We start from the raw sequence: 25,778 nt of genomic DNA, 5'->3' as shown, positions 1-25,778 counted from the left end.
CACCATGAAGAAAATTATATTTCTGTTACCGGTTTTATTATTGAGTTGTCAGTTTTTGTTGGCTCAGGAAACAGAGAAAGAAACTGAACCACGTCCTGTGAGAGCACCTTTTGAGAGTCCTTTATTGCTCGATAACCAAACTACATTTGTGTTGCCTGAGAAAACACTCCAGATGGCTATTCAGCATAAATTTGGTACAATGGAGGAGGGTATATCCGATCTATTTGGAATTTATTCATCAGCAAATATTCGTATAGGGTTTGATTATGTTCCATACGAAAATGTACAGGTTGGTTATGGTCTTACGCGTACAAATATGACGCACGATTTCAATGCCAAATGGACGCTTTTTGAACAAACCAGAGACAATTCCAGGCCTGTCGCACTGGCACTTTATGGCAAAATGGGTATTGATGGTCGCGAGAAAGAGAATTTAGGCGCCCAAAATGCCTTTACCCAACGATTGTCGTATTTTAGTCAGCTAATCCTGAGCCGAAAGTTCGGTTATAGATTAAGCCTGCAACTTGGGGCAAGTTTCTCACATTTTAATATGACCGATACTTCGCGTTTCGACTACGACCGCGTAGGTATTCATTTTAACGGAAGAGTCAGGGTGGCTCCAACCGGTAGTATTGTATTTAACTACGACCAACCGCTTGATTTATTGAGATTGTCGGGTACAGAAGAATATGAGCTAAATCCAAATATTACAATTGGATATGAGATAGTAACCAGCACGCATGCATTTCATTTGTATATGGGATACAGCAACCATCTGTTACCCCAGTACGCAATGGTGCGCGAAACCAAGGAGTTTGAATTTGAACAGTTTAATTTCGGCTTTACCATAACCAGGTTATGGTCGTTTTAACCAGATTGATTAACATTAAATTTTGAGTTATGAAAAAAACGTATTTAACAATTCTAGTATCAGCCATAGCAATGGCCTTTATTCTAATGTCTTTTAATTTTCCACAAGACAAGCCTTATGGCCCCGAGTGGGAAATTCCGGCAAAGTATGAAAATATGGAAAACCCCCACAAAGGCGATAAATCGCTGAAAAATGTAGGGCGTGGTCTTTATATGAAACATTGTCGCTCTTGCCATGGAAATAAAGGCGAAGGAGATGGCCCAAAATCCCGCATGCTTAAAACAGCTATGCGTGATCTTGGATCTGAAGAAGTACAATCGCACACTGATGGTGAGATTTACTACATGTCTATTATGGGACGTGATGAGATGCCCAACTATGAATCGAAAATAGAATATGAAGAAGATCGCTGGGCACTGATTAATTATATCCGGTCGTTTAAATAAAACTTAAATGCCCCTGTTCAGAATAATCCTGGATGGGGCATTTATTTTGATTAAGTGTTGATTCCTTTTATTGCAAACCATAAAAAACTATATTATGAAAAAAATCCACTTAATAAGTTTAACCTCCTTAGTTCTAATCGGGTTAGTTTTAATGGCCTTTAGTTTTCCACAGGATAAAGAGTATGGCCCAGAGTGGGAAATACCTGCAAAGTACAAAAACATGGAGAACCCTTACAAAGGCGATAAAGGACTTAAGAATGTGGGACGTAGTATTTACATGAAGCACTGCCGGTCATGTCATGGCAACAGAGGAACGGGAAATGGTGCTAAAGCCAGAATGTTAGATGTAAAGATTCGCGATTTTGCTTCAGAGGAAGTGCAATCTCATACTGATGGCGAACTTTACTATATGTCAATTATTGGACGAGATGAAATGCCTTCCTTTGAAAAGAAAATTACAGTGGAAGAAGATCGGTGGGCTTTGATCAATTTTATTAGGGGCATGAAATAACCAAACATTCAAAACCGCATATTTTTTTGCATAATCGTCGAGAGGTATCCTACATCCCTTTATCTTATATTAATCGCGATTTATTTGCAAGCTTGCAATGGCGTGTATTTAATAACTAAAAAAAATAGAGACAATGCCAATGAGAATTTTATGGATTATAGTGGTAGGAACTTTGCTACTAACGACAAGTAATTTAAAGAGCTTTGCGCAGGCGGAAGAGCAAGCCATGATGGACATGAATAGAACATGCATTAAATGCCATGCTAACACTCATTATGAGGTATTTATTGAAATGACACAGACCACGCAGCGAAGAATCATGAATCCATACTATATAATCGATACTATTGGCTACGTAAATGGGGTTCACTCCAGTTTCGCCTGTATTGATTGTCATAATTACGAGTATGAAACTTATCCTCACAAGGCTTCATTGAAACTTGAACCCCAATACGGATGTATGGATTGTCATGGAGGAGATGATCTTTTTGCGCAGTTCCACTTCGATGAGATCGCTCAAGAAGTAGAGCAAAGTATTCATGCCAAGGCAATTGGAGATAACTTTACCTGTTCTAAATGCCATGATCCGCATACCTATAAATTGGTCGCTCGGGATAGCACAAGCAAAATTAAAGAAATTGTAACGTCCAATAATGCAATGTGTTTGGATTGCCATGGTGACATTAATCGTTACCATTTATTTACAGAACAAAAAAGGCCTGAGATTTTGGAAACGCACAGTTGGCTTCCGAATCAGGAGCTTCATTTTAGTAATGTGCGATGTATCGAATGCCATACTCCTATTAAAGATACAATGAATGTGCCTCACAAGATTTTATCAAAAACAAAAGCCGTAAAACGATGCGCCGAGTGCCACTCAACAAATTCATTATTAAGTAATAAATTATATAAATATCGAAGGGTCAAAGATCGTGACGGCGGCTTTTATAATGATATAATTTTGAATGAAGCCTATGTGATAGGTGCTAATCGTAATAAGAACCTAAATAATATAAGCTTGCTTATTTTTGCTCTTACTTTCAGCGGTATATTTGTACATATTATTATGCGAATTATAAAAAGAAAATAGTTATGGAGAACAATAAGATGTATTTATATCCTACCTGGTTGCGTATTTGGCATGGCATTAATGCTGTTTGTATTATTATGTTGATTGTAACCGGTATAAGTATTCAGTATTCTGATCTTCAATATCCGTTTATTCCATTTGGCACAGCAATCACTTTACATAACATTTTTGGGGTTATTGCTGTAATTAGTTATGTGTGGTTTATTATTGGGAACCTGATTTCAAAAAATGGGAAACAATATAGAATACAACGTAAGGGACTTATAAATCGCCTTATTAAGCAAACAGAGTTCTATGTATTTGGTTATTTCAAAGATGCACCCAAGCCTTACCCAATAAGTGAACAAAATAAATTTAACCCCTTACAACGGATTTCATACGCCAGTGCAATGTATTTTCTGGTGCCGATAAGTATAATAACAGGTCTGTCATTGTTGTATCCCGAAATGATTGTAGATGATCTTTTCGATATTAATGGTATTCAAATAACCGCTATTATACATGCTAGTGTTGGTTTCTTTCTATCCATATTCTTAGTCATACATTTATATGTTTCGTCAGTAGGGAAGCATCCAATAAAAAATTACAAAAGCATAGTGACTGGGTATCACGAAAGAACTTAAAAATGATGGGAGCGAAATTTGTTGAGCGCTTTTAAATGTAGTCTGGTGTACCATCCCATCATTGCGAATAATTTTATACGGTAGAACTACCGGATCCTGGGTTGAGCGGGCATGTAGTGCTAACCTTTGGATTATATGCAGTGCTTTTTGTAATGAAAACTACAAATATTGTTGATCTATATTTCAAGCATCATGGTTTGATTCATTCGATCATTATAATCAAAATTATATACGCATGAAATTACCCAGAACTTTTTTCAATCGCTTATCACTATTAGGTTCAATTCTTGGTCTTACAGCGTTAATCATCTTCGCATTTCTTTTTATTGTAACCTATTTTTTTAATGTAGGTAGTACATATGTTGGGATTTTGATGTACATGGTACTTCCTGTTTTTATTATTATTGGCCTTGTGCTGATTCCCATTGGTATGATTAGGACAGCTAAAAAATTCGCCCGGGACAAAGATTATGATCCTAAGCGTTGGAAAGTAATTGATTTTAATAATCCACGCACACGTATTGCAGCCGTAATTTTTGTTTTTGGAACGATTATTTTTCTTGTGCTTTCGGCTGTAGGGAGTTACCAGGCTTACCACATGACAGAATCTGTTGAATTTTGCGGAAAAGTTTGTCATAAAGTAATGAAACCGGAACATACCACCTATCAAGAATCACCGCACGCTAGAGTAACATGTACAGAGTGCCATGTTGGAGAAGGAGCTGGGTGGTATGTTAAATCAAAACTATCTGGGGCCTATCAGGTATACTCAGTTCTTGCAGAGAAATATCCAAAACCTATTCCTACGCCAATTGAGAATTTGCGACCGGCAAGAGAAACCTGTGAGCAGTGTCATTGGCCAAAAAAGTTTTATTCAAGTCAAATAAGGTATGAAAAACATTTTTTGGCTGACTCAATGAATACAGAGTGGAATATTCATTTAAGTATGAAGATAGGTGCCAAGCATAGTATGTTCGCGAATCAAAAAGGCATACACTGGCACAACAACGAGAATGTAAAAATTGAATATATGGCCAGCGACGACAAAAGAGAATACTTGCCATGGATTCGCTATATAAATAAAAAAACTGGTGATACTATAGTATACGAAGATGAGTTTATGCCCATGGATGATTCATTAAAAACCGTAACTGAAAAACGGACTATGGACTGTATGGACTGTCATAATAGACCATCGCACAAGTTTTTAGTGCCTCAGTTGTTTGTAGATCAGAAAATTGCATCCGGGGACATACCAAAAGACCTTCCGGAAATTAAAAAGTTGACAATGGATATTTTGTTCAATGAAAAATTTAATACCATGGATTCAGCAATGATGATCATTGACGAAAAAATTTCAACTTTTTATGAGGATAACTATCCTGACCTTTATGCTGATAATCAAGAAAAGATTAGAACTGCCATAACCGGAACCCAAGAGTGTTTTAGTCAAAATATTTTCCCTGAAATGGGTGCAAATTGGGATGAATATCCAGACCATATCGGCCATGTTGAATATAATGGCTGCTTCCGTTGTCATGATAGTTTCCATGTTTCAAATAATGGGGACCGTATTAGAAAAGATTGCAAAATGTGCCACTCAATTCTGTTGCAGGGTGAACCCGGGAAAGCAGAAGTTGCTAAGCATAATGAATCTCTTGAATTCGATCACCCTGTTGACATCGGTGGGGCATGGAAAGAGTCCAACTGTACTGATTGTCACAGATATTTGTATTTGTAGACGATGTAATAATTTGAATACGACATAAATTACTCTAAATACTATCAAAAAGAGATCGCAGGTTCCACCGTGGTCTCTTTTTTCTGTATAATTTGCGAAAGGTTCCTTATGTATATTAAACATTATTTATACCACTTCTGAGGTGCTGCAAGAAGGCCGGAAAAGGCTGTAATTATTATATAAAACGGATATAATAAGCTTGTTAGGAAAATATACTGGCGCAACTCGTGTTTTTTCCACTTCCCGGTATATTGCCATAAAGCAAAGTAATCTGTCCCCATTTTAAAAACCCAAATCAGAATGGACAATAGTAAAACCGGCCAATAAAAGAGCACAAATATCTGCACAAAGGCAATTGTAAAAATTCGCACGGCCAGTAAAAATGTTTGCACATCTTTATAACTTTTTGCTTTTCCGCCCCACCGTATCCTTTGGCGAATGAAGCTTTTGACCGATTTTGGCGCAGGAGTTGTTACCACTAATTCATCAGATGGGTAAGGTATGATATATTTGCTGCCCAGAAGCTTTTTTACTGTGTGAAGCAGAAAAACATCATCCCCACTGCTATATTTCTGGCCATCTTGCTGGCTGGAAAGTTCTTTTAAATCAGCAGAAATGGCATAATTTGCTCCATTCATGTAAACCGGACTTCCCCTGAGGCCCAGTCCCATGCCAGTTCCCATCAAACTGAGGAATTCCAGGGCAAAAAGCTTCTGTAAATTGTTGCTTGTGCTATTTATGACCGCCCCAAAATATAAACCTTTCTTCTGTTGGCAATGTAGAGAAGCGTAGCCCGAAAGCCATGTCTCAGGCAGTCTGCAATCTGCATCGGTAAATACTATCAACTCGGCATTGGTAATACTTAGTGCTTCTGCAACCGTATGTTTTTTTCCGCTGTTTTTCGCATCCAGAAAAACTGTGTCATCTTTGTTGTATACTTCTTTGAGTTTTGTGGTGCTGTTATCGGTAGAATGATCATTGACCCAAATGACCCGAAAGTTTTGATGGGACTGTTTAGCTAAATCGGCTGCAATTAGAGGTAAGTAATTTTCTTCGTTGTGGTAGGGTATAATGACATCAATCCTAATCCGGCCTGATTCGTTTTTAACCTTTTTATGTTGCTTGTTTTTCTTTAACGCTTTTGTAGTTCGCCAAATCATCACAGCATAAACCAGTAAAAGAAAAAAAGCTATGGAATAAAAAAGGAGCGGAATAAAATTCATTATCTTGCGTTAAATAAATGCTTAATTAGTAAAAGTAATGCTTAACGCATAAAACTGCAATAATACCTGACATCCACATGAAGAAATATTTCATTTTTATAGTTTTTGTTTTGCTATCACTTACCACGCTATCGCAATTAAATATCAAAGCTTATTTGGGAGCCGGGCGCATGGCACTAATGGAGAAAAATTATACTGAAGCTATTAATCGCTTCAGCCGTATAGTGGAAGTAAAACCCAAATTTGCACAAGCCTATTTCTTGCGAGGTATAGCTAAATATAATCTGGGCGATTATTTGGGTGCCAGAACAGATTTTACGCAGGCCATTAAAATTAATCCGTTTTACGCCAATGCTTATCATTACAGAGGGCTTACTCATGAGCAACTAAAAGATTTTAAAGATGCTTTAGACGATTATGAACAGGCGCTCCAAATGGATCCTACTGAACCAATGGTGTACATACACAGGGGTTTGACTTTTTTAATGAATGAGGAGTATAAAGAAGCCAGAAATGATTTCAATGAAGCTTTACGGATCGACCCCAATCAGCCATTAGCTTATATGAACAGAGCCATTGCTTTATTAAAACTCAAAGATACGGCTATGGCCATCAGAGACCTCAATAAAAGCATTAAACTTAATCCTTATCATGAAGAAGCCTTCCGTCGCAGAGGTCTTATAGCCTATATGAAAGAAGACCACCAACAGGCTATTGAGGATTACAACCAGGCTTTGAAACTCGATCCGAAAAATAGCCTCGTTGTTTATCAGCGTGCGCTTGCACATTATAAAATGGGAAATTACGATAAAGCACTGGAAGATTATAATACCGTAGTAACACTCGATCCCGGCAATGCGTTAGCTATTTATAATCGAGCTTTGTTAAAGTCGGAGATGGGTAATTATGACGATGCCATTGAAGATTATAATAAGGTAAGTAAACTCAATCCGGATAATGTGCTTGTATATTATAATCGTGCCGGAGTTAAAATTGAAATTGGCCAATTAAAAGGAGCGCTGGAAGATTACGATAAAGCAATTGAAATCTTTCCCGATTTTGCCACAGCATATATAAACCGATCAGTAGTTAAACAAAAGTTAGGGCAGGAGAAAGGCGCTTTTTTAGATCGGCAAAAAGCTGAGAATATCATCGCTGAATACAAAAAGTCTCACAACGACACAACCTATCAGGCTTTCCGCGATACTTCCAGAAATCTGGCTCAGTTAATAGACTTTAATTCTGAGTTTAATAATGATTTTACCCGCAACAGAATCCAAAACAGAAATGTACAGATTACCCTGAAAAACAATTATGTAATAATTCCGGTATCGGAAGATGTAAACCCGGAAAATGTAAGGTTTGTGCAGGCTATCTTTGATCATGAAAAAGATGTGGAGAATGAATGGAAATGGATTCCGGGGCTTTGGCCCAATGAATCAGAAACGCTGATTGCAGAACCTAAACCACTGGATTCTCTAAAACCATCGGCCAACCAAACCGATTTGTATAGCTATGCCTTGCATCAAAGCCTGAATAATAATTATTACAAGGCTGTTAAAGCATTCGATAACATAAAAATGGACTGGCAAACCCATTTCTTGTTAGGGACAATCAAAGCTCAAATGCAATCTTATATTCACACAATGAACGATTTCCCGAAACAAATCAGACTAAATAATAAAACCGGATCTATGAATAATACTACTGCCAGTAACAGTTCACTTGATTATACCGGTGCCATTGACGACTTGTCAAGAAGTATTGAACTCAATAATGACTTTAGTCTGGCTTATTACAACAGAGGTAATTTATATTGCCAGCAAAGAGACTTTAAAAAGGGTATAGCTGATTATACGGAAGCTATTGCCATTGATAAACTTCCTGAAGCTTATTATAACCGTGGACTTACATTGATATATCTGCAGGAAACCGAAAAAGGTTGTCTCGATGTAAGTAAGGCTGGTGAGCTTGGTATTTCTGAGGCTTATAATGTAATTAAGCGCTACTGTAAATCAAAAGAATAATTCTTCTTACATCCCGGTTTTAGAGGCGCCCACTTTATTTATGCTAAAGGTCTGAACTTAAAGCGTATATGGTGTTTTTGTTTTGGAATATTTCTTGTAACTTTACTTATCAAAATATATAGATACTATGATTACAAAAGATATTACAATCGAAGATCTCGTGGATGATGTGCCTGGTTCAGTACGATATTTAATGGAACAAGGTATTAAATGTATTGCATGTGGTGAACCCATTTGGGGTACATTGGAGGAAGCAGCCAAAGAAAAAGATTTTGACGATGCCGCCATTGAAAAATTTGTAACTGATTTGAATCACTTGCAGGAAAACCCACCCGAAGACCCGGCAGGAGGAAAGCACATAGAAACTAAATCGTTAGACGATTAATTACCGATTTTGCGACATGGCCTTTCATGTCATCACCACCCATATTACCGCTGCGGCCACAAAAATACTGAAATTGATTTCAGTAAAAATTCGGCTGCGGGTAACCAGGTATTGGTTAGACAGGAAAATAGTTGCCGGTATTCCGGCCAATGCTACACCTGCCTGACCTGCCGGCGGTATGAGTAGCATGCTTGCTGTAATGGTTACCAAAAACCAAAATAGCCCCATGTAATATTTTCTGATGATGATTTTTTTATCAATTACATGGGTGAAATGGTACCACATAGCGCTAAATAACAAGAAAATAAGTACATATATTTTTATTGACCTGAGATCATCGCTCAGCGGAAAGTTGCGATGTATGCTCAGTTTATTTGCTATGACCTGATATATTTCAGTTTGGTCTGACATGAAGTAATAAAAGGCCAGAAATAACCATGGAGTAATTGCACCAATAATCTGCACAATTAGTCCACGCCAGTTAAGCCCATGTAATATCAGTGTGAAGAACCACAAAGGCACAATCATAAGCATCACCGGCCAGTAAAACATGGCTGCAATACCTATCAGCAAGCCCGATCTAAAAATTATTCTGATGTTAAGGCGGCTTATCTCGGTTTTAAGCATAGCCTCAAAAGCAATGAGAATGAATAAATTTGCAATAACCGTAGCATTGAAATGGCTGGTGCCGGTCATTAAAGTCATCCATAAAATGTAAACAAACGCCGGGAGGTAGGTGCGCCGATCTATGAAAATATACTGAAAATTGAGCCTTACCATGTAAAATGCCTCAAAAACAATCAAAGAAAACAAGATGAGGGAATTGAGGAGTTGCAAGTTCCCAAAATGGAGGTAATGGCTTTTTATGAAAGGGGCAAAATATATTTGTGAGTTAAAATCGTGAGTCCAAAATAGTTTAAGCCAAAGCAGGGCGCTAAAAAGCACGATTAGCAATATGTTGGCAGGTTGTGGTCCTTTAAGCAGTCTAACAAACATAGGTTTCTATTTTAGATCAAATCCCAGGTCTTTCCGGTAATATTTTTTATCAAAATTAATTTTTTCTGCGTTATTTAGTGAAATTTCCAGGGCTTCCTTCATGGTTTTGCCAAAACTTGTTATAGCCATTACGCGTCCCCCGCTGGTCATAATACCCTTATCTGTTTTCTTTGTGCCTGCGTGTAAAGCAATACAATCTTCAATGGTATCAAGTCCTATGATAATTTTTCCCTTTTCATAGGCTTCAGGGTAACCTCCTGAAACAAGCATTATAGCAACGGCAAATTTTGATTCTATTTCAAGCTCAAAATTTTTGAGGCTGTCCGATATGCCGGCTTCAAACATGTCCATTAAATCGGTTTTGATTCGTGGCAGAATCGATTCCGTTTCAGGGTCACCGAGGCGCACATTGTATTCTATTACGTAAGGATTGCCGTTTACATTCATGAGGCCAAAAAATATAAAACCGTGGTAATTGATTCCACGTTGCTGCAACCCCTTAATGGTAGGCTCAACAATACGGTTTTTTACTTTTTCCGTGAATTCGGTATTGGCAAATATAACGGGTGAAATGCTGCCCATGCCGCCGGTATTCAGTCCTGTGTCTCCTTCTCCAATGCGCTTATAATCTTTTGCTTCAGGAAGCATCACGTAATCTTTGCCATTGGTGTAGCAGAAACAGGATAATTCTATACCTTTCAGAAACTCCTCCACCACTACCGTTGCACTGGCATCTCCAAATTTTCCGCTTAGCATCTTTTCCAACTCTTGTTTGGCCGTGTCGATATCTTCAAGTATCAGCACGCCTTTGCCTGCTGCCAGCCCATCAGCTTTCAGTACGTATGGTGCTTGCAGCGTTTCCAGAAAAGATTTCCCTTCTTCCAGGGTAGATTTAGTGAAAGAACGGTAACGGGCTGTTGGAATATCAAAGTCCTGCATAAATGCCTTAGCAAAATCTTTACTCCCTTCGAGCATTGCGCCTGCTTTTGTGGGGCCTATTACAGGTATTGCCTTTAATCTTTCATCGGCAATGAAGAAATCTGCAAGTCCCCCTACCAAAGGAGCTTCCGGCCCTACTATAACCAGCCCGATTTGTTTCTCTGTAACCGTTTTTTTTATCGATTCAAAATCAGTAGGGTCGACACTTAAATTGGTGCCACAATTTTGAGTGCCACCATTGCCGGGCGCAATATAAAGGGTATCAATTTTTTTACTTTGGCTGAGCTTCCATGCTAAGGCATGTTCTCTACCTCCGGAACCAAGCACCAATACGTTCATAATGTGTCAAATTTAAAATCTTCACGAAGATAATATTTTCCCGCAGGGAAATGAAATGGGAGCGGTTCTTTATGTCATGCGCAAAGCGGCTGGTTTGGAGTAGGAACGGGTTAGTGGCCTACGCCCAATAGCCGATTATTGAATTGGCTCATCAATAATTATCAATACATGCTCATTTTTTTTTAACTTTAAACAAAAATTTGTCTGCCATGAATCGAAAAACACTTTTTATTACCATTGGCGCACTCCTGGCTGCCATAATCGCAATTTATTTTACCGTTTTCACCACTTCAGGTGAAGAAAACCGGCAAGCGTATGCAAGATGGATTTCTGCGCATACGAGTGGAACCGTGTCTGCTCATAGTCCTGTGAAGGTCTATTTTACACAAAACATTGTTACTGTAGATCAAACGGGTATTGCTGCGTCAGACGGGGTGTTTGATATTTCACCATCAACTGACGGGCAGGCCATTTGGGTGCAACCCAATGTACTGGAATTTACCCCCGCAAAACCTTTTTTGAATGGTGAACAGTATCATGTGGAAGTCGATTTGGCTGAAATGGTAGACTCGCTCAAGGTTGATGCATATGAGTTTGATTTCAATGTAATTGAGCAAAATTTTAATATCGACATTGAAGGACTGGCGCCCGTAGATATTCAAGAAGCCGAAATGCTCAGGGTGTATGGAAATCTTACTCTGGCCGATAAAGCAGCTCCGGATGTAGTTGAAAAAATGCTGCAGGCTTCTGTTGGCAATCAAAACTATAAGGTGAAATGGGAAGCTGACAAAAGTGGTCGTTTTTTTCAATTTACCATAGACAGCATTGCACGCACCGAACAATCAAAGCAATTGACCATTGAATATACCGGAGAACCACTAAATATAAGCAACAAGGGGATGACCACCTATAAAATTCCCTCGAAGCATGAGTTTATACTTACAGGATACAAAGTGCAACAACACCCTGATCAGCAGGTAGTACTTTATTTTTCCGATCCCGTGCAACGTTATCAGGATCTCAAAGGCTTAGTTACTTTTAGTCAGATTGATAACTACCAGCTTGATGTGGCCGGTAATCTACTTATTATTCAACCTGTGAAACGCCAGAAAATTCAGGATGAACTAACCATTCACCGGGGTATTAAAAGCACAAACGATAAAACTTTAAGTGCCGACACCACATTAAACATCCTCTTTGAAGAGTTGAAGCCTGCTGTGCGGGCCAAATCTGATGATGTAATTTTGCCTCCCGGAGAACAAGGCGCCCTGTTTGCTTTTGAAGCAGTAAACTTACGTGCAGTAGATGTGAGGGTTTACAGAGTGTATGAAAAAAATATCATTCAGTTCCTGCAGGTGAACACACTTGATGATGACCGCCAGCTCGATCGTGTAGGAAAACCTGTGTTTGAACAAACGGTGATGCTGGAACAATTTGCTAATACCGATTTGGGGCAATGGAACACTTTTTATATTGACCTGAATAAAATTGTAGAACAAGCACCTGGTGCCCTTTATCATGTGCAAATAGCTTTTAGAAAAGAAAATGCCATCACCCAGTGTGATGAGGGTTCAGCAGAAAAAAGGGCTCAAATTGCCCCGGAAAGCTTTTGGAAAGATTTCTCCCGCTATTCCTACGGCGACCGTTATAGCTGGCGCCATCGCGACGATGCCTGTCATGAATACTACTACGGGTTCAGGCGTGCCCTTAAGCACAATTTTATGGTAAGTGATATTGGCGTTATTGCCAAAGAAGGACAAGATAACCATTTAACCATATTTACCACGATTTTATCAAAAACCAAGGTGCTGTCGGGCGCTACAGTCGAAGTGCTCGATTATCAGCAGCAGGTTCTGGATAAGGGGCAAACAGACGCCAATGGTAAAGTCGAATTCAGCAGGCTCGAAGATCCGTATTTTGTTCGGGCAACAGATGGTAATCATACCACTTATCTGCGCATGAGTAGTAGCGAAGCTCTTTCCTACAGCCATTTTCGAACAGATGGTGTGGTGGTTCGTGAAGGCCTCAAAGGATTTGTTTACAACGAGCGTGGCGTATACCGTCCGGGCGATACCATTTATACAGGTTTTATGTTGCATGACTTAACCAATAATTTGCCTGGTAATATTCCAATAACCATTGAGTTGTATAATGCCCGATCGCAACAGGCAGGAAGGAAAGTGCTCTCACGCAACGCCGCTGACCATTACCTGGTTCATTTTCCTACCTCAACTGATGATGAAACCGGTACATGGCGCATTAAAGCAATGGTGGGTAGTCGTACATTTACAAAATCTATAGCTGTTGAAACCGTAAAGCCCAACAGGCTTAAACTGGATATAGATGCACCTGGGCGTATTCTGGCCGACGAAAAACGTTATATCGACATTCATGCCGAATGGTTACATGGTGCTCCTGTAAGCAACCTGAAAGTTACAGTAGAGGGTGCTGCTACAAAAGCCAGGTTGAAATTTGATAATTGGCCCGGATTTGAGTTTAATCACCAGGAACAGCAACTAAGCACACCTCCCAAAATGTATTTTGAAGGTAATCTTAATACCGAAGGAGATGCTGAAATTCCTGCCTATACACCTGAATCTAAAATGTTGCCGGCTAAAGTGGCGTTATCTTACTTTTTTAAAGTATTCGAACCCAATGGCAATTTTAGTATTGCCTCAGCACAGCAAGATTACTATCCATACACATCATACGTAGGACTAAGATTGCCCGAACCTAACGGCCGATACAATATGTACCAGACCGACAGGGCAATCGACATCGATATTGCTGCCACAGATGTAATGGGCGAAAAAATGAGTTCCACCGTGCGCGCCAAGGTAAAAGTTTATAAGGTGGCCTGGAGCTGGTGGTGGGAGTCGGCCAATGATTTTGGTTACCGCTACCGTAGGTATAAAAAACTCAAGAAAACCGATTATGTCAACATAAAAAATGGCGAAGGCACTTATGAGCTCTCCATGGACCGGAAAGAATGGGGAAGATACCTTATTGAGGTAACCAATATGCGTAATGAGCAAGTCGCCTCGAAGTTTATTTATTTCGACTGGCCTTCTATTGCCGGCCGGAATAACAGACCGGAAGGTGTATCCCAAAACATGTTGCGTTTTGCCACTGATAAAGAGGCTTACGAGACAGGTGAAACCGTAACTTTGAGTTTCCCCACAGAAGCAGGAGGAAAGGCACTGGTCAGCATTGAAAACGGGATTCGTGTTATTGAAGATTATTGGGTTGATACACAGGCTGGAGAAACATCCTTTTCATTTAAAACCACTCCTGCAATGAGCCCGAATTGTTACATCAATATTCATTACCTGCAGTCTTATAATCGCACAGCCAACGACCAACCATTGAGGCTTTATGGTGTAGCCGGTATTGGTGTAACCGATCCGGAAAAGAAAATTCACCCGGTGATAGAGATGGACGAAACCGTAGAGTCAGGTGAGGAGTTTGAGATTACTATCTCCGAGCAGGAGGGGAAAGCCATGAACTATACCCTTGCCATTGTGGACGAAGGTTTGCTGGCGCTAACGAATTTCTCCACAGCAGACCCTTATGCACATTTTTTCAGTCATGAAGCTTTGGGTGTGATGACCTACGATATTTTTGACTGGGTGATTGGTGCGTTTAGCTCCACAATTGAGCGTGTAATTGGTATCGGTGGTGGTGCTATGGGCGATAAAGATCCTTCAAAGGTGGCTGACCAGCGTTTTAAACCGGTTGTGGTTGTGGAAGGTCCATTCGATTTGGTAAAAGGAAAATCGTATACACACAAAATTAAATTGCCTCCATACATTGGTGAAGTGCGTACCATGGTGATTGCCCGCAACGAGCAAGCCTTTGGAAAAGCTGAACGCTCCGCCAAAGTTAAGTCGCCATTAATGGTGATGGCCACCGCGCCCCGCAAATTGGTGATGAAAGATCAATTTGTGTTGCCGGTAAATGTGTTCCGTGACCAGTCATCAAGCGGTAGCGTGACTATTGAGATTAAACACGACAACAACATTGCAGTAGACAATCCAAAACGAAAAATTTCATTTGAACGTGGGCAGCAGGAGAAAATGATTTTTTTCGACTGCATTGCCGGTAAAGCTCCGGGCAGTACAAAATTTAGTGTGCATGCCATGGATGGAACTTATACGGCTATGGAGCCTCTTTTCATTGAAATTTATAATCCAACACCCACCATTTACAATGTAAATTATGTGCGTTTAGATGATGAGGAAAGTCGTACCATAGCTGTGGACCCCATCGGTGCACCGGGTACAAATGAATTGACTGCAGAAGTGGCTACCATGCCGCCGTTTAATATTCAAAAGCATTTCCATTACCTTCTAAATTATCCGCATGGCTGCATTGAGCAGACTGTTTCCGGTGTTTTCGGGCTTGTGCATGCACCCAAAATAATTCAGCTATCAGCTAAGACCGAAAAAAGAATGAAGGATAAGATTTCAGCAGCCCTGCAACAACTCCGTAAGTTTCAAACTTCAAGCGGAGGACTGGGGTACTGGCCCGGATCGCGCAATGTGAACAAGTGGGGAACAAACTATGCCGGCCATTTTATGCTAATTGCCCAGGGGGCAGGCTACCAGGTCGACCGTGGTTTGTTGAATAAATGGGAAAGATACCAAAAAACCATGGCCCGTAATTGGGTCGATAATGGACCCACTTCACGTTATAACCAGGCTTACAGACTCTATACACTGGCGCTTGCAGATAAGCCTGCCCGTGGTGCAATGAACCGTTTGAGAAGTTTGGAAAAACTGCATCCAACAGTCCAGTGGCGACTGGCCGCTGCCTACGCTGTGGCAGGGCGGGACCGCGCCGCTGAAAAGCTAATTACCAGTTTATCTGTAGCCGAACCCATCAATACCATACGTTACACCTATGGTTCCTCATTGCGTGAGCAAGCTATGGTGCTGCAAACACTCGATTACCTCGGCAAAGAAACAGAGGCTTTTAACCTGATCGCAGAAATGTCTGAAGCTATGATTGAAGACCAGTGGTACAGCACGCAAACCCGCGCATGGGTTATGTATGCCATCGCCGAATTTTACCGTAAACGCGATGTGGCACGTAAAATCGACCTGACTTATGCCGTAAATAATGGCAAGAAAAACACGGTGCAAAGTAGCAAACATGTGGCCAGTGTCGATTTTCCATTAGAATTTTCATTGTCGCAGAATATCAGGTTTACCAACCAGTCGGGTGGTGAAATATTCCTCCAGATGATCAGTCAGGGTAAACCGCTGCCCAAAGAGATGGCGGGTGATGCATCGAATTTGAGTATTGATGTGCAATACCTTGATTTTAACCAAAATCCCGTGTCTGTTTCGCAAATCGACCAAACAACGGATCTTATAGCGCGTATCAGCGTTAAACATCCGGGTGTGCGAAGAGCCTATAAAGACCTGGCGCTTACTTTTACCGCTCCCGGTGGTTGGGAAATTATCAATACACGGTTTACCGATTTCGACGGCGAAATTAACGAGAGTAATTACACTTACCGCGATTTTCGCGACACCAGGGTGATGACCTATTTTGATTTGGCCAAGAGCCAGAGTAAAGTGTTTTATATTAAATTAAATGCCAGCTATCCGGGCCGGTTCTATTTTGCTCCGGTAACGGTGGAGGCCATGTACGATCACACGATCAATGCACGCACCCAGTCGCAGTTTGTAAAAGTTATACGTAAGGAATAATCAGGAATAGAATATGCACAGCCCGCTGCAGTTTTGTAGCGGGCTTTTTTTGTGAATTAAAAGCTTAAGCAGAGCTTTAATTTTTATGGTCAAATCCCTTCGTTAACGTTAGTTTACAACGACTACACAAGATTTAAAAGCCTCAGAAAAAAAGAAAAATACAGAAACCGACACTAGTTGTCGCAAGTGCATCGTAGATTATTTATAGACCTTTAAAAATATTTTACTATGCGCCTAATTTTTGTTTTTATATTACTTTTTGCATTTAAAATGCCCTTAAAAGCCCAGTTGGTTTACCGGGCCGAACAAGATTCTATTACAATGACACCCTATGATATTTGGCATGAGGTTAAGCTGTATAGTTATGTTAAGTTAATTCAAAGGGCAGGAGCCGACTATTCATTTATGATAAACTATGAACTGTATTTACATGTACGATTGAAAAATAAACTTGATGATGGCAGTGAGTTTTATGATGTAATAAACGGACATAACAGGTTTTTCGTGATGGAAGACAATTTTATTAATATCACCCATATTCATCTTGACAGACAACGAAAATATGTGCTGCTTCTTGATGAAGAAAACCCCGCTAAAACACTTTATATGGAAGTAGACACCATTCATCCGGACAAAGGCCGTTTTGATCCTGAGTATTATGATTATTACTGATTTGGGAAAAACGCTAACCCGGTTGTGCTTGGTTTTCTATTGCAATAATTACAAAGGAAGTGCTTAATCTGCATACCACCAGTAGTTTAAATTGCACATGTGGGTTCGCTTTCAAGCTTTTGAGCAGGGCTTCCCAGCCGGAGAAATAAAAAAAGCCCACGAGAAATTTGAGTTCATCGCTGATGCCGATCAGGGTATTTAAACGCCCTTTCAGCGTTTTTTGGGTTTTATTGTTGGTTATGAAGTTATTGGCCATTTTAAAATATATTTATTGATATTTTACAAATATCTAAACTCATCCAAAGTATAGATATTGTAAGCTCTATTGTGATGAATAATAAGTATTTACATTAGATAATATTAATAAAAATATCTAAACTTATCTATTCTTTTCAACTTTTATCCATTTGGGGTATCTGTTTGAACCTTCATTCTTAATTGTCTTATCTTTTTGTGACATTGTATTTATGAGGTTATGAACTTTATTCTTTTTTTGTTGAGCATTTAATATATCAGGTAATTGATCATAGATTAAATGATCTATTTCTTGCTTATCAGCACTGCCAAATTTTTCAATAAATTCCAAAATCATTTTTTTATAGTGGCTGTCTTTAAAGCCTCTTTGTTTAATATATGAGGCTTTTTCATTTAATGCTCCGGCAACTCGTGATGAAATATAAAAATTAGGCTTTCTTCCTTCAATTAACTCCTTTTGTTTGAGTTCATTTATTTCTTCATTTGTCAACTTTTTTTGTTTAGCTACCTTATCCAGAAGTATAATTTCATGCAAGGAAAGATCAGGGATTTGCGCTAACTTTCTTGCATAATTTACATCCATTACCTTACCAATGATACTTACGGTTACTTTACGATTTGAAAAATCATATTCAGGCAAAGGGAAATATTTATTTTTCTGGTAGATGAACATTTTCTTTATTCCACTGCCAATGGTATCAATCAAATTCAGGTTAACCATTGCTGTAGTCAGAAAAGGGTTTCTGTATTGTGCCTCGGGGGCATCGGATTGAATAACATTTTCTACCGTTTGAGGAATAAAATCACCTGAATTAGAAAAAACAAGTATTCCGTCTTCACGTTCTACGACATTAATTTTTCCACCCAAACGATAATCCTGATGGGCAATGCAGTTATGAAGTGCCTCACGAATTGTAAATGGTTCAAATTGATCGACTTCATCCGGGAAAAGTGTACCTTCTTTGATATAACGATACTTTAAATTGCGTATTTTACCATACACCTTATCAACTTCAAGGAGTAACGGGCAAAAGAAGTGTTGATAATCTTTTTCAATGCCATCGCGGTCGCGTAATATCCAACTAATTTTAGATGTTCCTGGATTCAAATAATGATCTGATTCCGGTTTTCCCAGGAGCAAAATGGCTGTTCGGGTTATATCTCCGTTTATGGTTAGTTTTGCTTTATTTAAAAAAGTAACATCATCCCACGATTGTATTTCTTCTTGTAAATGAGGATTCTTTTCAGCGTAAAACAACCGCGCTTTATCTATGGCACTTTTATCTAAATCGTTTAATGATGCTGCCGGCACAATTACCCTGCTCCAATCGTCCTGTACCTGATTGCGGATACGTTCAATTTTTTCGATTGATAAACCAGCCAGACTTTCCCCATCGCGCGCATAATAATGATTTTTCCATGCCACGGGCATTCCTTTTGGAGCTGCCGGAATCTCAAATAGTATTACGTTGCCTTGATCTGTTGGTATTTTTTCTACTCTTATAAAATTGAGGGTTGGTGAACTATTGTTGGCAATTTCTCTTTTATATTCATTAATTTGGCTGTCTGAAATACGGGTTCCAACAATGCGCTTATCGTTGCTGATTCCAAAAAGCAGGTAGCCACTACGCAGGTTATTCAAATTGGCTTCATTGCTAAGGGCCGAAAAGTATTTACCCAGCTTATTCTTATCAAACTGCTGTTCAGCTTTCTTGAACTCCAAAACTTCCGTTTCGGTATTTGTTTGTAATATTTTATTCAGAAAGTCAATCATTCTTCAAAGTTAATGGTTTTTAATTTCACAAGTGGTTGTCCGGAATTTCCGGACAACCATGTTCTCATCCAATTCTCCTTCATTAAAAATATTTCTGATATGCTCAGAAATGGTTCGTTTATCCTTTCCAAATAATTCCCCCATTTGATGCTGACTTAACCAAACAGTTTTTTCTTCTAAGCGCACATCAATTTTTATGTTGCCCTGTTGATTTTCGTATATGAGTATTTGTCCTGTGTTCATTTTATGTCTTATTATTGCTTATCAAGCTGATTGTTCATAACCTCACAGTTTAATTAAACATTCGTTACTACGTTACCATCTGCGTTACTAAATGTCATTACTTTTGCTAATATGCTGCAAATCAATTTTTTTATGTTGGCTGGTAGTTTCGTTACTATTGGTTTCATTTTTCTATATTAATTGGTAATGCCATTACTCTTTAAATATTTTACTAAAGTAAATGTATTAAGATCTATTTCGTTTGTTTCATCATCATAATAACCACGACCAAAACACTTTTCGCAATTTGGGTTAACTCCTTTGCATGTACAATCTTTTATGGCCATCATTAAAAGAAATTTTGAAGTTAAAGCTACCAAAAAAGGATAAAAATAGAATGCAAAACGTGTTTTTTTGTAGTAAAGTTTATAATTAGAATTTACTCACCTCCTCAAAAAGCTTATCAATTTACTTTGAGGACCATGCTGAAGCCCGGAAGGCAACAACTGCTTCCAGTGGGAGTTTTAACAAGGAAACAGGGTTAGGTAAATTAAGTGAGAAAATCCAGTGTAACCCTGTTATTAAAGCACCCACATACACCGCCAGGCAAATAAGTTTTAGGTGTAAAGTTTCCAGTAGTTTTTTCATGGCACATTTTTTACAGGTTTATTGTTTAAATGTACGGGGCGGTTTCGACAACTAGTGTCGGTCATTATTTTTATAAAAAACCGTTTTTCGCTTTTTGCACTAGGTAGGTTTTAAGGGCTGTTGCTTCAGGTATTTTTATTTCACCGGGCAAACCTGCCTGCTTAAATCATTCGCAGAGAGAATTCTACATGGTTGTAAAATGCGTCGTATCCATCTCTTAATTGTTTACGGCATTGCCCAATGATGTAATGAAACGCTGAAAGTGATCCTCCTGCGACATTCCTGTTTCCTAATTTCCTTGCTCTACTATCTGTTGCAGCAACCGGCCTACCTGGAGACCCACCAGTAGTTTAAATTGCACATGTGGGTTCGCTTTCAAGCTTTTGAGTAGAGCTTCCCATGCGGAGAAATAAGAAAAACCAACGGGGAATTTGAGTTCATCACTGATCCCGATCAGCGTATTTAAACGCCCTTTAAGCGTTTTTTGGGGTTTATTGTTAGTTGTTTATGGTCACAAATATTTGAATATTCTATCTATCACACTCTTAATTATAATATCTGCATTCACTGACTCATTCGATGAAACCTGATGCTGTAAGCTTCTTTTCCATTGCTTTTTAGTTTGTTGTATTGATGAGGTTTTGAACAAACTATCCGGTCCGCCATAAATCATTTTTTTATATTTCATTTTTCCTATAAACAATTTTTTAATAATCTGCCACTCTTTTGCATTGAAGTTATTGGTTAAGTAATATAAATCATAAAAATCACGTGGTGCAGTGTATGAACGCTGTTTTAATGCTCTCAGTTTCTCAGCCACTATTTCTTCAATTGTATATGTTTGTATTTGTTTTTCTGAAAATAATTGATCGCTATAGGGATGATGAATTGTTCTAATTGAGGGCTCACAAAGCAACACTTCTGCTGTTGATATTTCCAATTTTATACGGGTTTGCCATCGTTCAGGAGGCAATGGTAGCTGGTTGCGTGAATGATTGGCTCCCCAATACTTTATGTATACCTGATACCCTTTGAGTTGATCCTCATGTTTTAATGGTTCAATTGTTTCTGGTGAAAATTGTATGCCAGAAAAAGCTTCTACTTTGCGACAGATATCATTTAAATCATCCGATTTTAATACAAAAGAATTCTCAATCGCTGAAAAATCGAGGTCTTCCGAGAAACGATAATTTGGGAAATAACATTTTCGCAAACATGTTCCACCTTTAAAGATCAGTTGGGCATTAAAATGGTAAAAAAAACCGGATAAAAAATGCCCCAGAACATAGTCCTTATCAACGGTATCTGCCGAAACTTTCCATTCAATGGCCTTGTTTCTAATTTCTTTTTGTTTAATCATTTAATATCCGGATTCAATGATTTGCATTATTGAGTTTTCGTCAATATTTAAACGGATTTTCCACCTTTTAACAAATATTCCTTTATCCAAACCTCCCGGCTCCAGAAGAATATAACGCTTGCCGGTTTGCGTTTTTGCGTAATCAACGAAATCCATTAGTTTCTTTTTGTTGAATAACTCAGCCAGGTAACCCATACGCTTTATCAGTGATTGATTTTGGTAAGCCTTAGTATATTCAATCATTTTTTCAGAACTGACGTCTGCCAGGTAAAAGGCGCGCAACAAATCTGCCCAATCTCCGGCATACCGTGGCTGATCGAAACAATCAACCAGTGTTGCTTCCATGTTGGTTATTGCATAAGCATTTTGACCATAACCCATGTGAATTGCCCCAATTCGTTTCTCCCGTTTAGTGTATACAAACTGAATTGTTGATCCCAAAATATTTGTATTTCGTTTACGATAATTCGTTTTTACAAATGTTGTATTGGGAAAACGGTCGGTAAGATTATGAAAATGTAAAGCTGACCAATAGGCAATTGTGCCCCCATTGGATATAAATGATGCCAGCACATTAAGATCACTAAAGTTCGCTTTACAGTACTTTCCTTTTTCTAAACGAATGAGTATTCCTTTTTCAACCAGGTTTTCGAGAATTTCATTTAGATTTGTGTAAGATTCATGCAATTCTTTCTCAATTTCAGCCAGTTGAAAGTACAATATCTCCTCCTCTTCTATCCGCTTTAGGAAATGAAGTTGCTCGCTGGTTAGGTTTTTCGATTTGTAAACACTATCTGCCATTACATATTGTGTATCTATAAGACCTGAAAAATGGGTCTTTGGGTTACATGAGGTGTAAATATAAGATGTTTTAAATACTTTCAACGATATCTTGGCAGCAAAATTCATCTGCTCCATTTTATAGTTTTGCTGTTTAGGTATAAAATCGTGGCTGTCCCAAATAATGTGTTGGTAGTATCGGGGCTGCCCTGCAAAGGTGTGGATAAGAAGACTGGTGGAAAGTTGTAAAAGTCGATTAGTATGACCGTAAGATTGTCGATTTCTTTATTGTTTCATCCAGAGTCACAAAATTTTCAGGCTAAATTCCCTGCGGGAAGCCCCCAAAGATTTTTAATGTAGAGACTGGAAAGCTTGCGCTTATCGCTTATTTTGCTTCTTCGGTTACTTTGATTTTTTCTTTTTTCGCGCAAAGTCCCTTCTTTAACGGGTTGTGCAAAAAATGAGGAGAAATTTTGCATCAAAACACAAAAAAACTTGACTTTTAAAATTTTATATACTACTTTAGCAATATATTAGAAACTTATATATTAAAAATAATGATATCAAAAGAACTACTGAAGGGATCTATTAAATCGATCATACTGAAATTGTTGAAGGAAAATGATCGTATGTATGGTTATGAAATCACCCAAAAGGTAAAAGAAATTACATCAGGTAAGGTGCAACTTACCTACGGAGCACTTTATCCTATCTTGCACAAGCTCGAGAACGATGGTGCAGTGACAACCGATAAGGAGACTGTCAATAATCGTACACGTGTGTATTACAAACTCACTGATAAAGGGCATAATTCTGCAATGGAAAAGATTAAAGAGCTGCAGGAATTTGTGGATACACTTTCCAATATCCTGAAACCTGATTATGGACTCAATAATTCGTTATGTTAACCGAGGCACATATCAGTGTAATTGAAAAGGATGTTGAGCAAGCACGAATCTTTTATTCGCATTTGAAGGAAGATTTGGTTGACCATATTTGTTGTGATGTGGAAAACGAAATGGAACAAGGCTATAAGTTTAATGATGCATATAAAATGGTGCAGCAAAGGATCGGCTACAGGGGGCTGAAAAAGATCCAGGACGATACCTTTTATTTAATCGATAAAACTTATAGAATTATGAAAAACACAATGAAAGCAACCGGACTCATTGCGCCGGTTTTAATGGGATTTGGCTCCCTGTTTAAAGTCTTCCACTGGCCCGGTGCCGGTGTGTTGTTAGTACTGGGTTTTTTAACTCTGTGCCTGGTTTTTCTGCCTACTTCGGTATATGTGCTCTACAAAGAGACCCGTAGTAATAAAAACGTACTGACTTACCTGACCGGATTTATTGCCGCTTTTGCTTTTACGCTCGGCGTGCTGTTTAAGGTTCAGCATTGGCCGGCATCAGGGATTTTGCTTGTTGTAGGTGAGTTTATGCTGATTGCTTTGTTTTTACCTGCCTTGCTTGCACAAAGCATACGTAATGTCAGCGATAGGCTTCATAAAGCATCCATAATTATTGCTTTTTTGGCTGCTGGTATTCTTGCCGCTGGTTATCTTTTCAAACTCATGCACTGGCCCGGTGCTGCCATTTTATTGGTGGCAGGTAATGTTATTTTGTTTCTTATTGCTGTGCCGCTTTACGGTACGCATATTTTGAAAAGCAAGACCTATATCACAGGTCGATTTATTATGCTTGTGCTGGGGGTGGCCTGGCTTATTTTATCTGTAAACCTCATTTCTGTGAAGGTTTCCCGCAATTTGAGCCAAAGCTACAATGGCCAATTCAGTGAATTGTTGCATGGGAATAAATTATTAAGCAAATCAAACAGTTTATTTCTTGAAAAGAATCAATTCTCAGATGCCACGAAAGCTCAAAAGCTACATACTGCTACAGCCTCGGTTTTAGAGACAATTGACGGGCTTAAGAGCGACCTTGTAATGTTTGACTCAGGCGTAAGGCCCGAGGCGGGTTTAAACGCAAAACCGTTGTTGTATTATTTAAAAACACCCTTTGGTCATGATTTGGTAAGAAAATACATGCTTGACCAGGACGCCGGTAGTGGTGAGGGTTATGCCCTTCAGGAGGAGCTTAAGCAATATTTGAAAGATATGGATGCGCTTTTGCCTGCACACAATTTGAATCCCATAATAGAAGAATTTTATAATGATGTTGCAGAGGATACCTGGCCAACCTACCACTTTTCTAATTCGTTGGCTTACACGCTTGAATATCTCACACTTTTACAACAAAAATTGCTTATTATGGAGTCTGCCTTTCAGTCAGTAATGCTTGATGCTGAAATACACACTGCTGCAGAAGATGTTTCACCTCAAAAACAGTCGTTATGAAAAAAACAGCTCAAATTACAGGTATACTCTCCATCATTCTCGTTGGAGCAGGTTCACTGGCCAAAGCACTTCATTGGCCCGGAGCAGGTGTCGCACTCGTTGCAGGCCTTGTATTACTTGCCCTTGTTTTTGTTCCGCTTGCACTTATTAATAATTATAAAGCAGTTAAACCACCTACTGTAATTTTTCATAGTATTGTGTTGCTCACTGTTTTAATTCACTTTATTGCTGTTTTGTTTAAAGTGATGGGCTGGCAGGGGACAGAAATTCTTATGCTTATTGCTTTTCCATTTCCTTTTGTGGTGTTTATTCCCACGCTGTTGTGGTATACACGGAAATATAAGCTGATTACACTGCAACAAACCATTATTATTCTGTTTTTTATGGCTTATTTGGGTATTAGCAATGCCTTTCTTGTTATCGATTTTTCGAAAGATTTAATTCAGGAAAATATTTCTTTGGAAAAAGAATTTCAGGTACACCAGGAATTTATAGAATCAATAAATCAATTGCAATATGCGAATGTTGATGAAAAGGAGACTCAGCGCTTCGGGCTTGCTAAAGAGTCCGTTAGGCAGGTTAAATCTCAACTGTTAAATGCAGATGATAAACATTTTATGAGCCAGCGTGCCGGGGATGGTTTCGAGAATCTTACCAATAAAACCAGTTTCAGTGCATCTTATTCCAGGTTGATGGCGGCTGAGAAATACGTTACAGAACTTAAAGAAAATATAATGGCCTGCTATCTTGCAACATTACCTCATGGAAACCAGCAAGTTTTATCGGAAGGGGATCGGATCATGCGC

At 38.9% G+C, this 25,778-nt stretch carries 22 protein-coding genes; 13 read left to right on the top strand and 9 right to left on the bottom strand.

Annotated features, from left to right (window positions below):
- Nucleotides 1-4: 4 nt before the first annotated feature.
- The 6 genes from ACTB0Y_RS01215 (at nucleotide 5) to ACTB0Y_RS01190 (ending at nucleotide 5,282) form a co-directional block, all read left to right on the top strand.
- Complete coding sequence (locus tag ACTB0Y_RS01215) at nucleotides 5-871, top strand: DUF5777 family beta-barrel protein (RefSeq protein WP_463204959.1); 867 nt, start codon at nucleotides 5-7, stop codon at nucleotides 869-871.
- Nucleotides 872-900: 29 nt separating this feature from the next.
- On the top strand, nucleotides 901-1,317 hold the full coding sequence (locus ACTB0Y_RS01210) for a c-type cytochrome (RefSeq protein WP_463204958.1): 417 nt from the start codon (nucleotides 901-903) through the stop codon (nucleotides 1,315-1,317).
- A gap of 94 nt (nucleotides 1,318-1,411) precedes the next feature.
- The gene (locus ACTB0Y_RS01205; protein WP_463204957.1) at nucleotides 1,412-1,828 is read left to right on the top strand and encodes a c-type cytochrome; all 417 of its coding nucleotides are present in this window, start codon (nucleotides 1,412-1,414) and stop codon (nucleotides 1,826-1,828) included.
- A gap of 133 nt (nucleotides 1,829-1,961) precedes the next feature.
- The gene (locus tag ACTB0Y_RS01200; protein ID WP_463204956.1) at nucleotides 1,962-2,918 is read left to right on the top strand and encodes a hypothetical protein; all 957 of its coding nucleotides are present in this window, start codon (nucleotides 1,962-1,964) and stop codon (nucleotides 2,916-2,918) included.
- Nucleotides 2,919-2,920: 2 nt separating this feature from the next.
- Complete coding sequence (locus tag ACTB0Y_RS01195; RefSeq protein WP_463204955.1) at nucleotides 2,921-3,541, top strand: cytochrome b/b6 domain-containing protein; 621 nt, start codon at nucleotides 2,921-2,923, stop codon at nucleotides 3,539-3,541.
- A gap of 235 nt (nucleotides 3,542-3,776) precedes the next feature.
- Nucleotides 3,777-5,282, top strand: coding sequence for a cytochrome c3 family protein (locus ACTB0Y_RS01190; protein WP_463204954.1), 1,506 nt, complete (start codon nucleotides 3,777-3,779; stop codon nucleotides 5,280-5,282).
- 122 nt (nucleotides 5,283-5,404) lie between these two features.
- Here ACTB0Y_RS01190 and ACTB0Y_RS01185 read toward each other — a convergent pair whose 3' ends face one another.
- On the bottom strand, nucleotides 5,405-6,505 hold the full coding sequence (locus ACTB0Y_RS01185) for a glycosyltransferase (RefSeq protein ID WP_463204953.1): 1,101 nt from the start codon (nucleotides 6,503-6,505) through the stop codon (nucleotides 5,405-5,407).
- A gap of 77 nt (nucleotides 6,506-6,582) precedes the next feature.
- Here ACTB0Y_RS01185 and ACTB0Y_RS01180 point away from each other — a divergent pair, with 77 nt between their 5' ends.
- Nucleotides 6,583-8,532, top strand: coding sequence for a tetratricopeptide repeat protein (locus tag ACTB0Y_RS01180; RefSeq protein WP_463204952.1), 1,950 nt, complete (start codon nucleotides 6,583-6,585; stop codon nucleotides 8,530-8,532).
- A gap of 127 nt (nucleotides 8,533-8,659) precedes the next feature.
- Nucleotides 8,660-8,917: a hypothetical protein gene (locus ACTB0Y_RS01175; RefSeq protein ID WP_463204951.1), complete on the top strand. Its 258-nt coding sequence runs from the start codon at nucleotides 8,660-8,662 to the stop codon at nucleotides 8,915-8,917.
- 24 nt (nucleotides 8,918-8,941) lie between these two features.
- Here ACTB0Y_RS01175 and ACTB0Y_RS01170 read toward each other — a convergent pair whose 3' ends face one another.
- Nucleotides 8,942-9,913 (bottom strand): DUF6427 family protein, encoded by a 972-nt coding sequence (locus tag ACTB0Y_RS01170; protein WP_463204950.1) that lies wholly within the window; start codon nucleotides 9,911-9,913, stop codon nucleotides 8,942-8,944.
- A gap of 6 nt (nucleotides 9,914-9,919) precedes the next feature.
- Nucleotides 9,920-11,191, bottom strand: a complete 1,272-nt coding sequence (gene purD, locus ACTB0Y_RS01165) for a phosphoribosylamine--glycine ligase (RefSeq protein ID WP_463204949.1) — start codon at nucleotides 11,189-11,191, stop codon at nucleotides 9,920-9,922.
- A 209-nt stretch (nucleotides 11,192-11,400) separates the two neighbouring features.
- Between purD and ACTB0Y_RS01160 the strand changes: the two genes are divergently transcribed.
- Together ACTB0Y_RS01160 and ACTB0Y_RS01155 are read left to right on the top strand one after the other, a co-directional pair.
- Complete coding sequence (locus tag ACTB0Y_RS01160; RefSeq protein WP_463204948.1) at nucleotides 11,401-16,908, top strand: alpha-2-macroglobulin family protein; 5,508 nt, start codon at nucleotides 11,401-11,403, stop codon at nucleotides 16,906-16,908.
- Between the two features lie 228 nt (nucleotides 16,909-17,136).
- Complete coding sequence (locus ACTB0Y_RS01155) at nucleotides 17,137-17,580, top strand: hypothetical protein (RefSeq protein WP_463204947.1); 444 nt, start codon at nucleotides 17,137-17,139, stop codon at nucleotides 17,578-17,580.
- A gap of 13 nt (nucleotides 17,581-17,593) precedes the next feature.
- Here ACTB0Y_RS01155 and ACTB0Y_RS01150 read toward each other — a convergent pair whose 3' ends face one another.
- From ACTB0Y_RS01150 to ACTB0Y_RS01125, 6 genes are all read right to left on the bottom strand, one after another.
- Entirely contained in the window at nucleotides 17,594-17,836 is a 243-nt protein-coding gene (locus ACTB0Y_RS01150; RefSeq protein WP_463204946.1) for a phospholipase D-like domain-containing protein, read from the bottom strand.
- A gap of 123 nt (nucleotides 17,837-17,959) precedes the next feature.
- Nucleotides 17,960-19,609 carry an RNA-binding domain-containing protein gene (locus tag ACTB0Y_RS01145; RefSeq protein ID WP_463204945.1) on the bottom strand — a complete coding sequence of 550 codons (1,650 nt, stop codon included), beginning with the start codon at nucleotides 19,607-19,609 and terminating at the stop codon, nucleotides 17,960-17,962.
- A gap of 9 nt (nucleotides 19,610-19,618) precedes the next feature.
- Nucleotides 19,619-19,852, bottom strand: coding sequence for a hypothetical protein (locus tag ACTB0Y_RS01140; protein WP_463204944.1), 234 nt, complete (start codon nucleotides 19,850-19,852; stop codon nucleotides 19,619-19,621).
- Between the two features lie 447 nt (nucleotides 19,853-20,299).
- Nucleotides 20,300-20,479 carry a hypothetical protein gene (locus tag ACTB0Y_RS01135; RefSeq protein ID WP_463204943.1) on the bottom strand — a complete coding sequence of 60 codons (180 nt, stop codon included), beginning with the start codon at nucleotides 20,477-20,479 and terminating at the stop codon, nucleotides 20,300-20,302.
- A 511-nt stretch (nucleotides 20,480-20,990) separates the two neighbouring features.
- The gene (locus ACTB0Y_RS01130) at nucleotides 20,991-21,839 is read right to left on the bottom strand and encodes a nucleotidyl transferase AbiEii/AbiGii toxin family protein (protein ID WP_463204942.1); all 849 of its coding nucleotides are present in this window, start codon (nucleotides 21,837-21,839) and stop codon (nucleotides 20,991-20,993) included.
- Nucleotides 21,840-22,757, bottom strand: coding sequence for a type IV toxin-antitoxin system AbiEi family antitoxin domain-containing protein (locus ACTB0Y_RS01125; RefSeq protein WP_463204941.1), 918 nt, complete (start codon nucleotides 22,755-22,757; stop codon nucleotides 21,840-21,842).
- A 419-nt stretch (nucleotides 22,758-23,176) separates the two neighbouring features.
- Between ACTB0Y_RS01125 and ACTB0Y_RS01120 the strand changes: the two genes are divergently transcribed.
- The 3 genes from ACTB0Y_RS01120 to ACTB0Y_RS01110 form a co-directional block, all read left to right on the top strand.
- Complete coding sequence (locus ACTB0Y_RS01120) at nucleotides 23,177-23,527, top strand: PadR family transcriptional regulator (protein ID WP_463204940.1); 351 nt, start codon at nucleotides 23,177-23,179, stop codon at nucleotides 23,525-23,527.
- Entirely contained in the window at nucleotides 23,521-24,972 is a 1,452-nt protein-coding gene (locus tag ACTB0Y_RS01115; RefSeq protein WP_463204939.1) for a hypothetical protein, read from the top strand. The genes ACTB0Y_RS01120 and ACTB0Y_RS01115 overlap by 7 nt, the downstream gene beginning before the upstream one ends.
- Nucleotides 24,969-25,778: GldL-related protein (locus tag ACTB0Y_RS01110; RefSeq protein ID WP_463204938.1), on the top strand; the 810-nt coding region annotated here is incomplete at its 3' end. The genes ACTB0Y_RS01115 and ACTB0Y_RS01110, both read left to right, overlap by 4 nt.

This window comes from Salinivirga sp. (assembly GCF_055145285.1).
The sequence above is the reverse complement of the archived record's forward strand: the minus strand, read 5'-3'. Positions and strand labels throughout refer to the sequence as shown.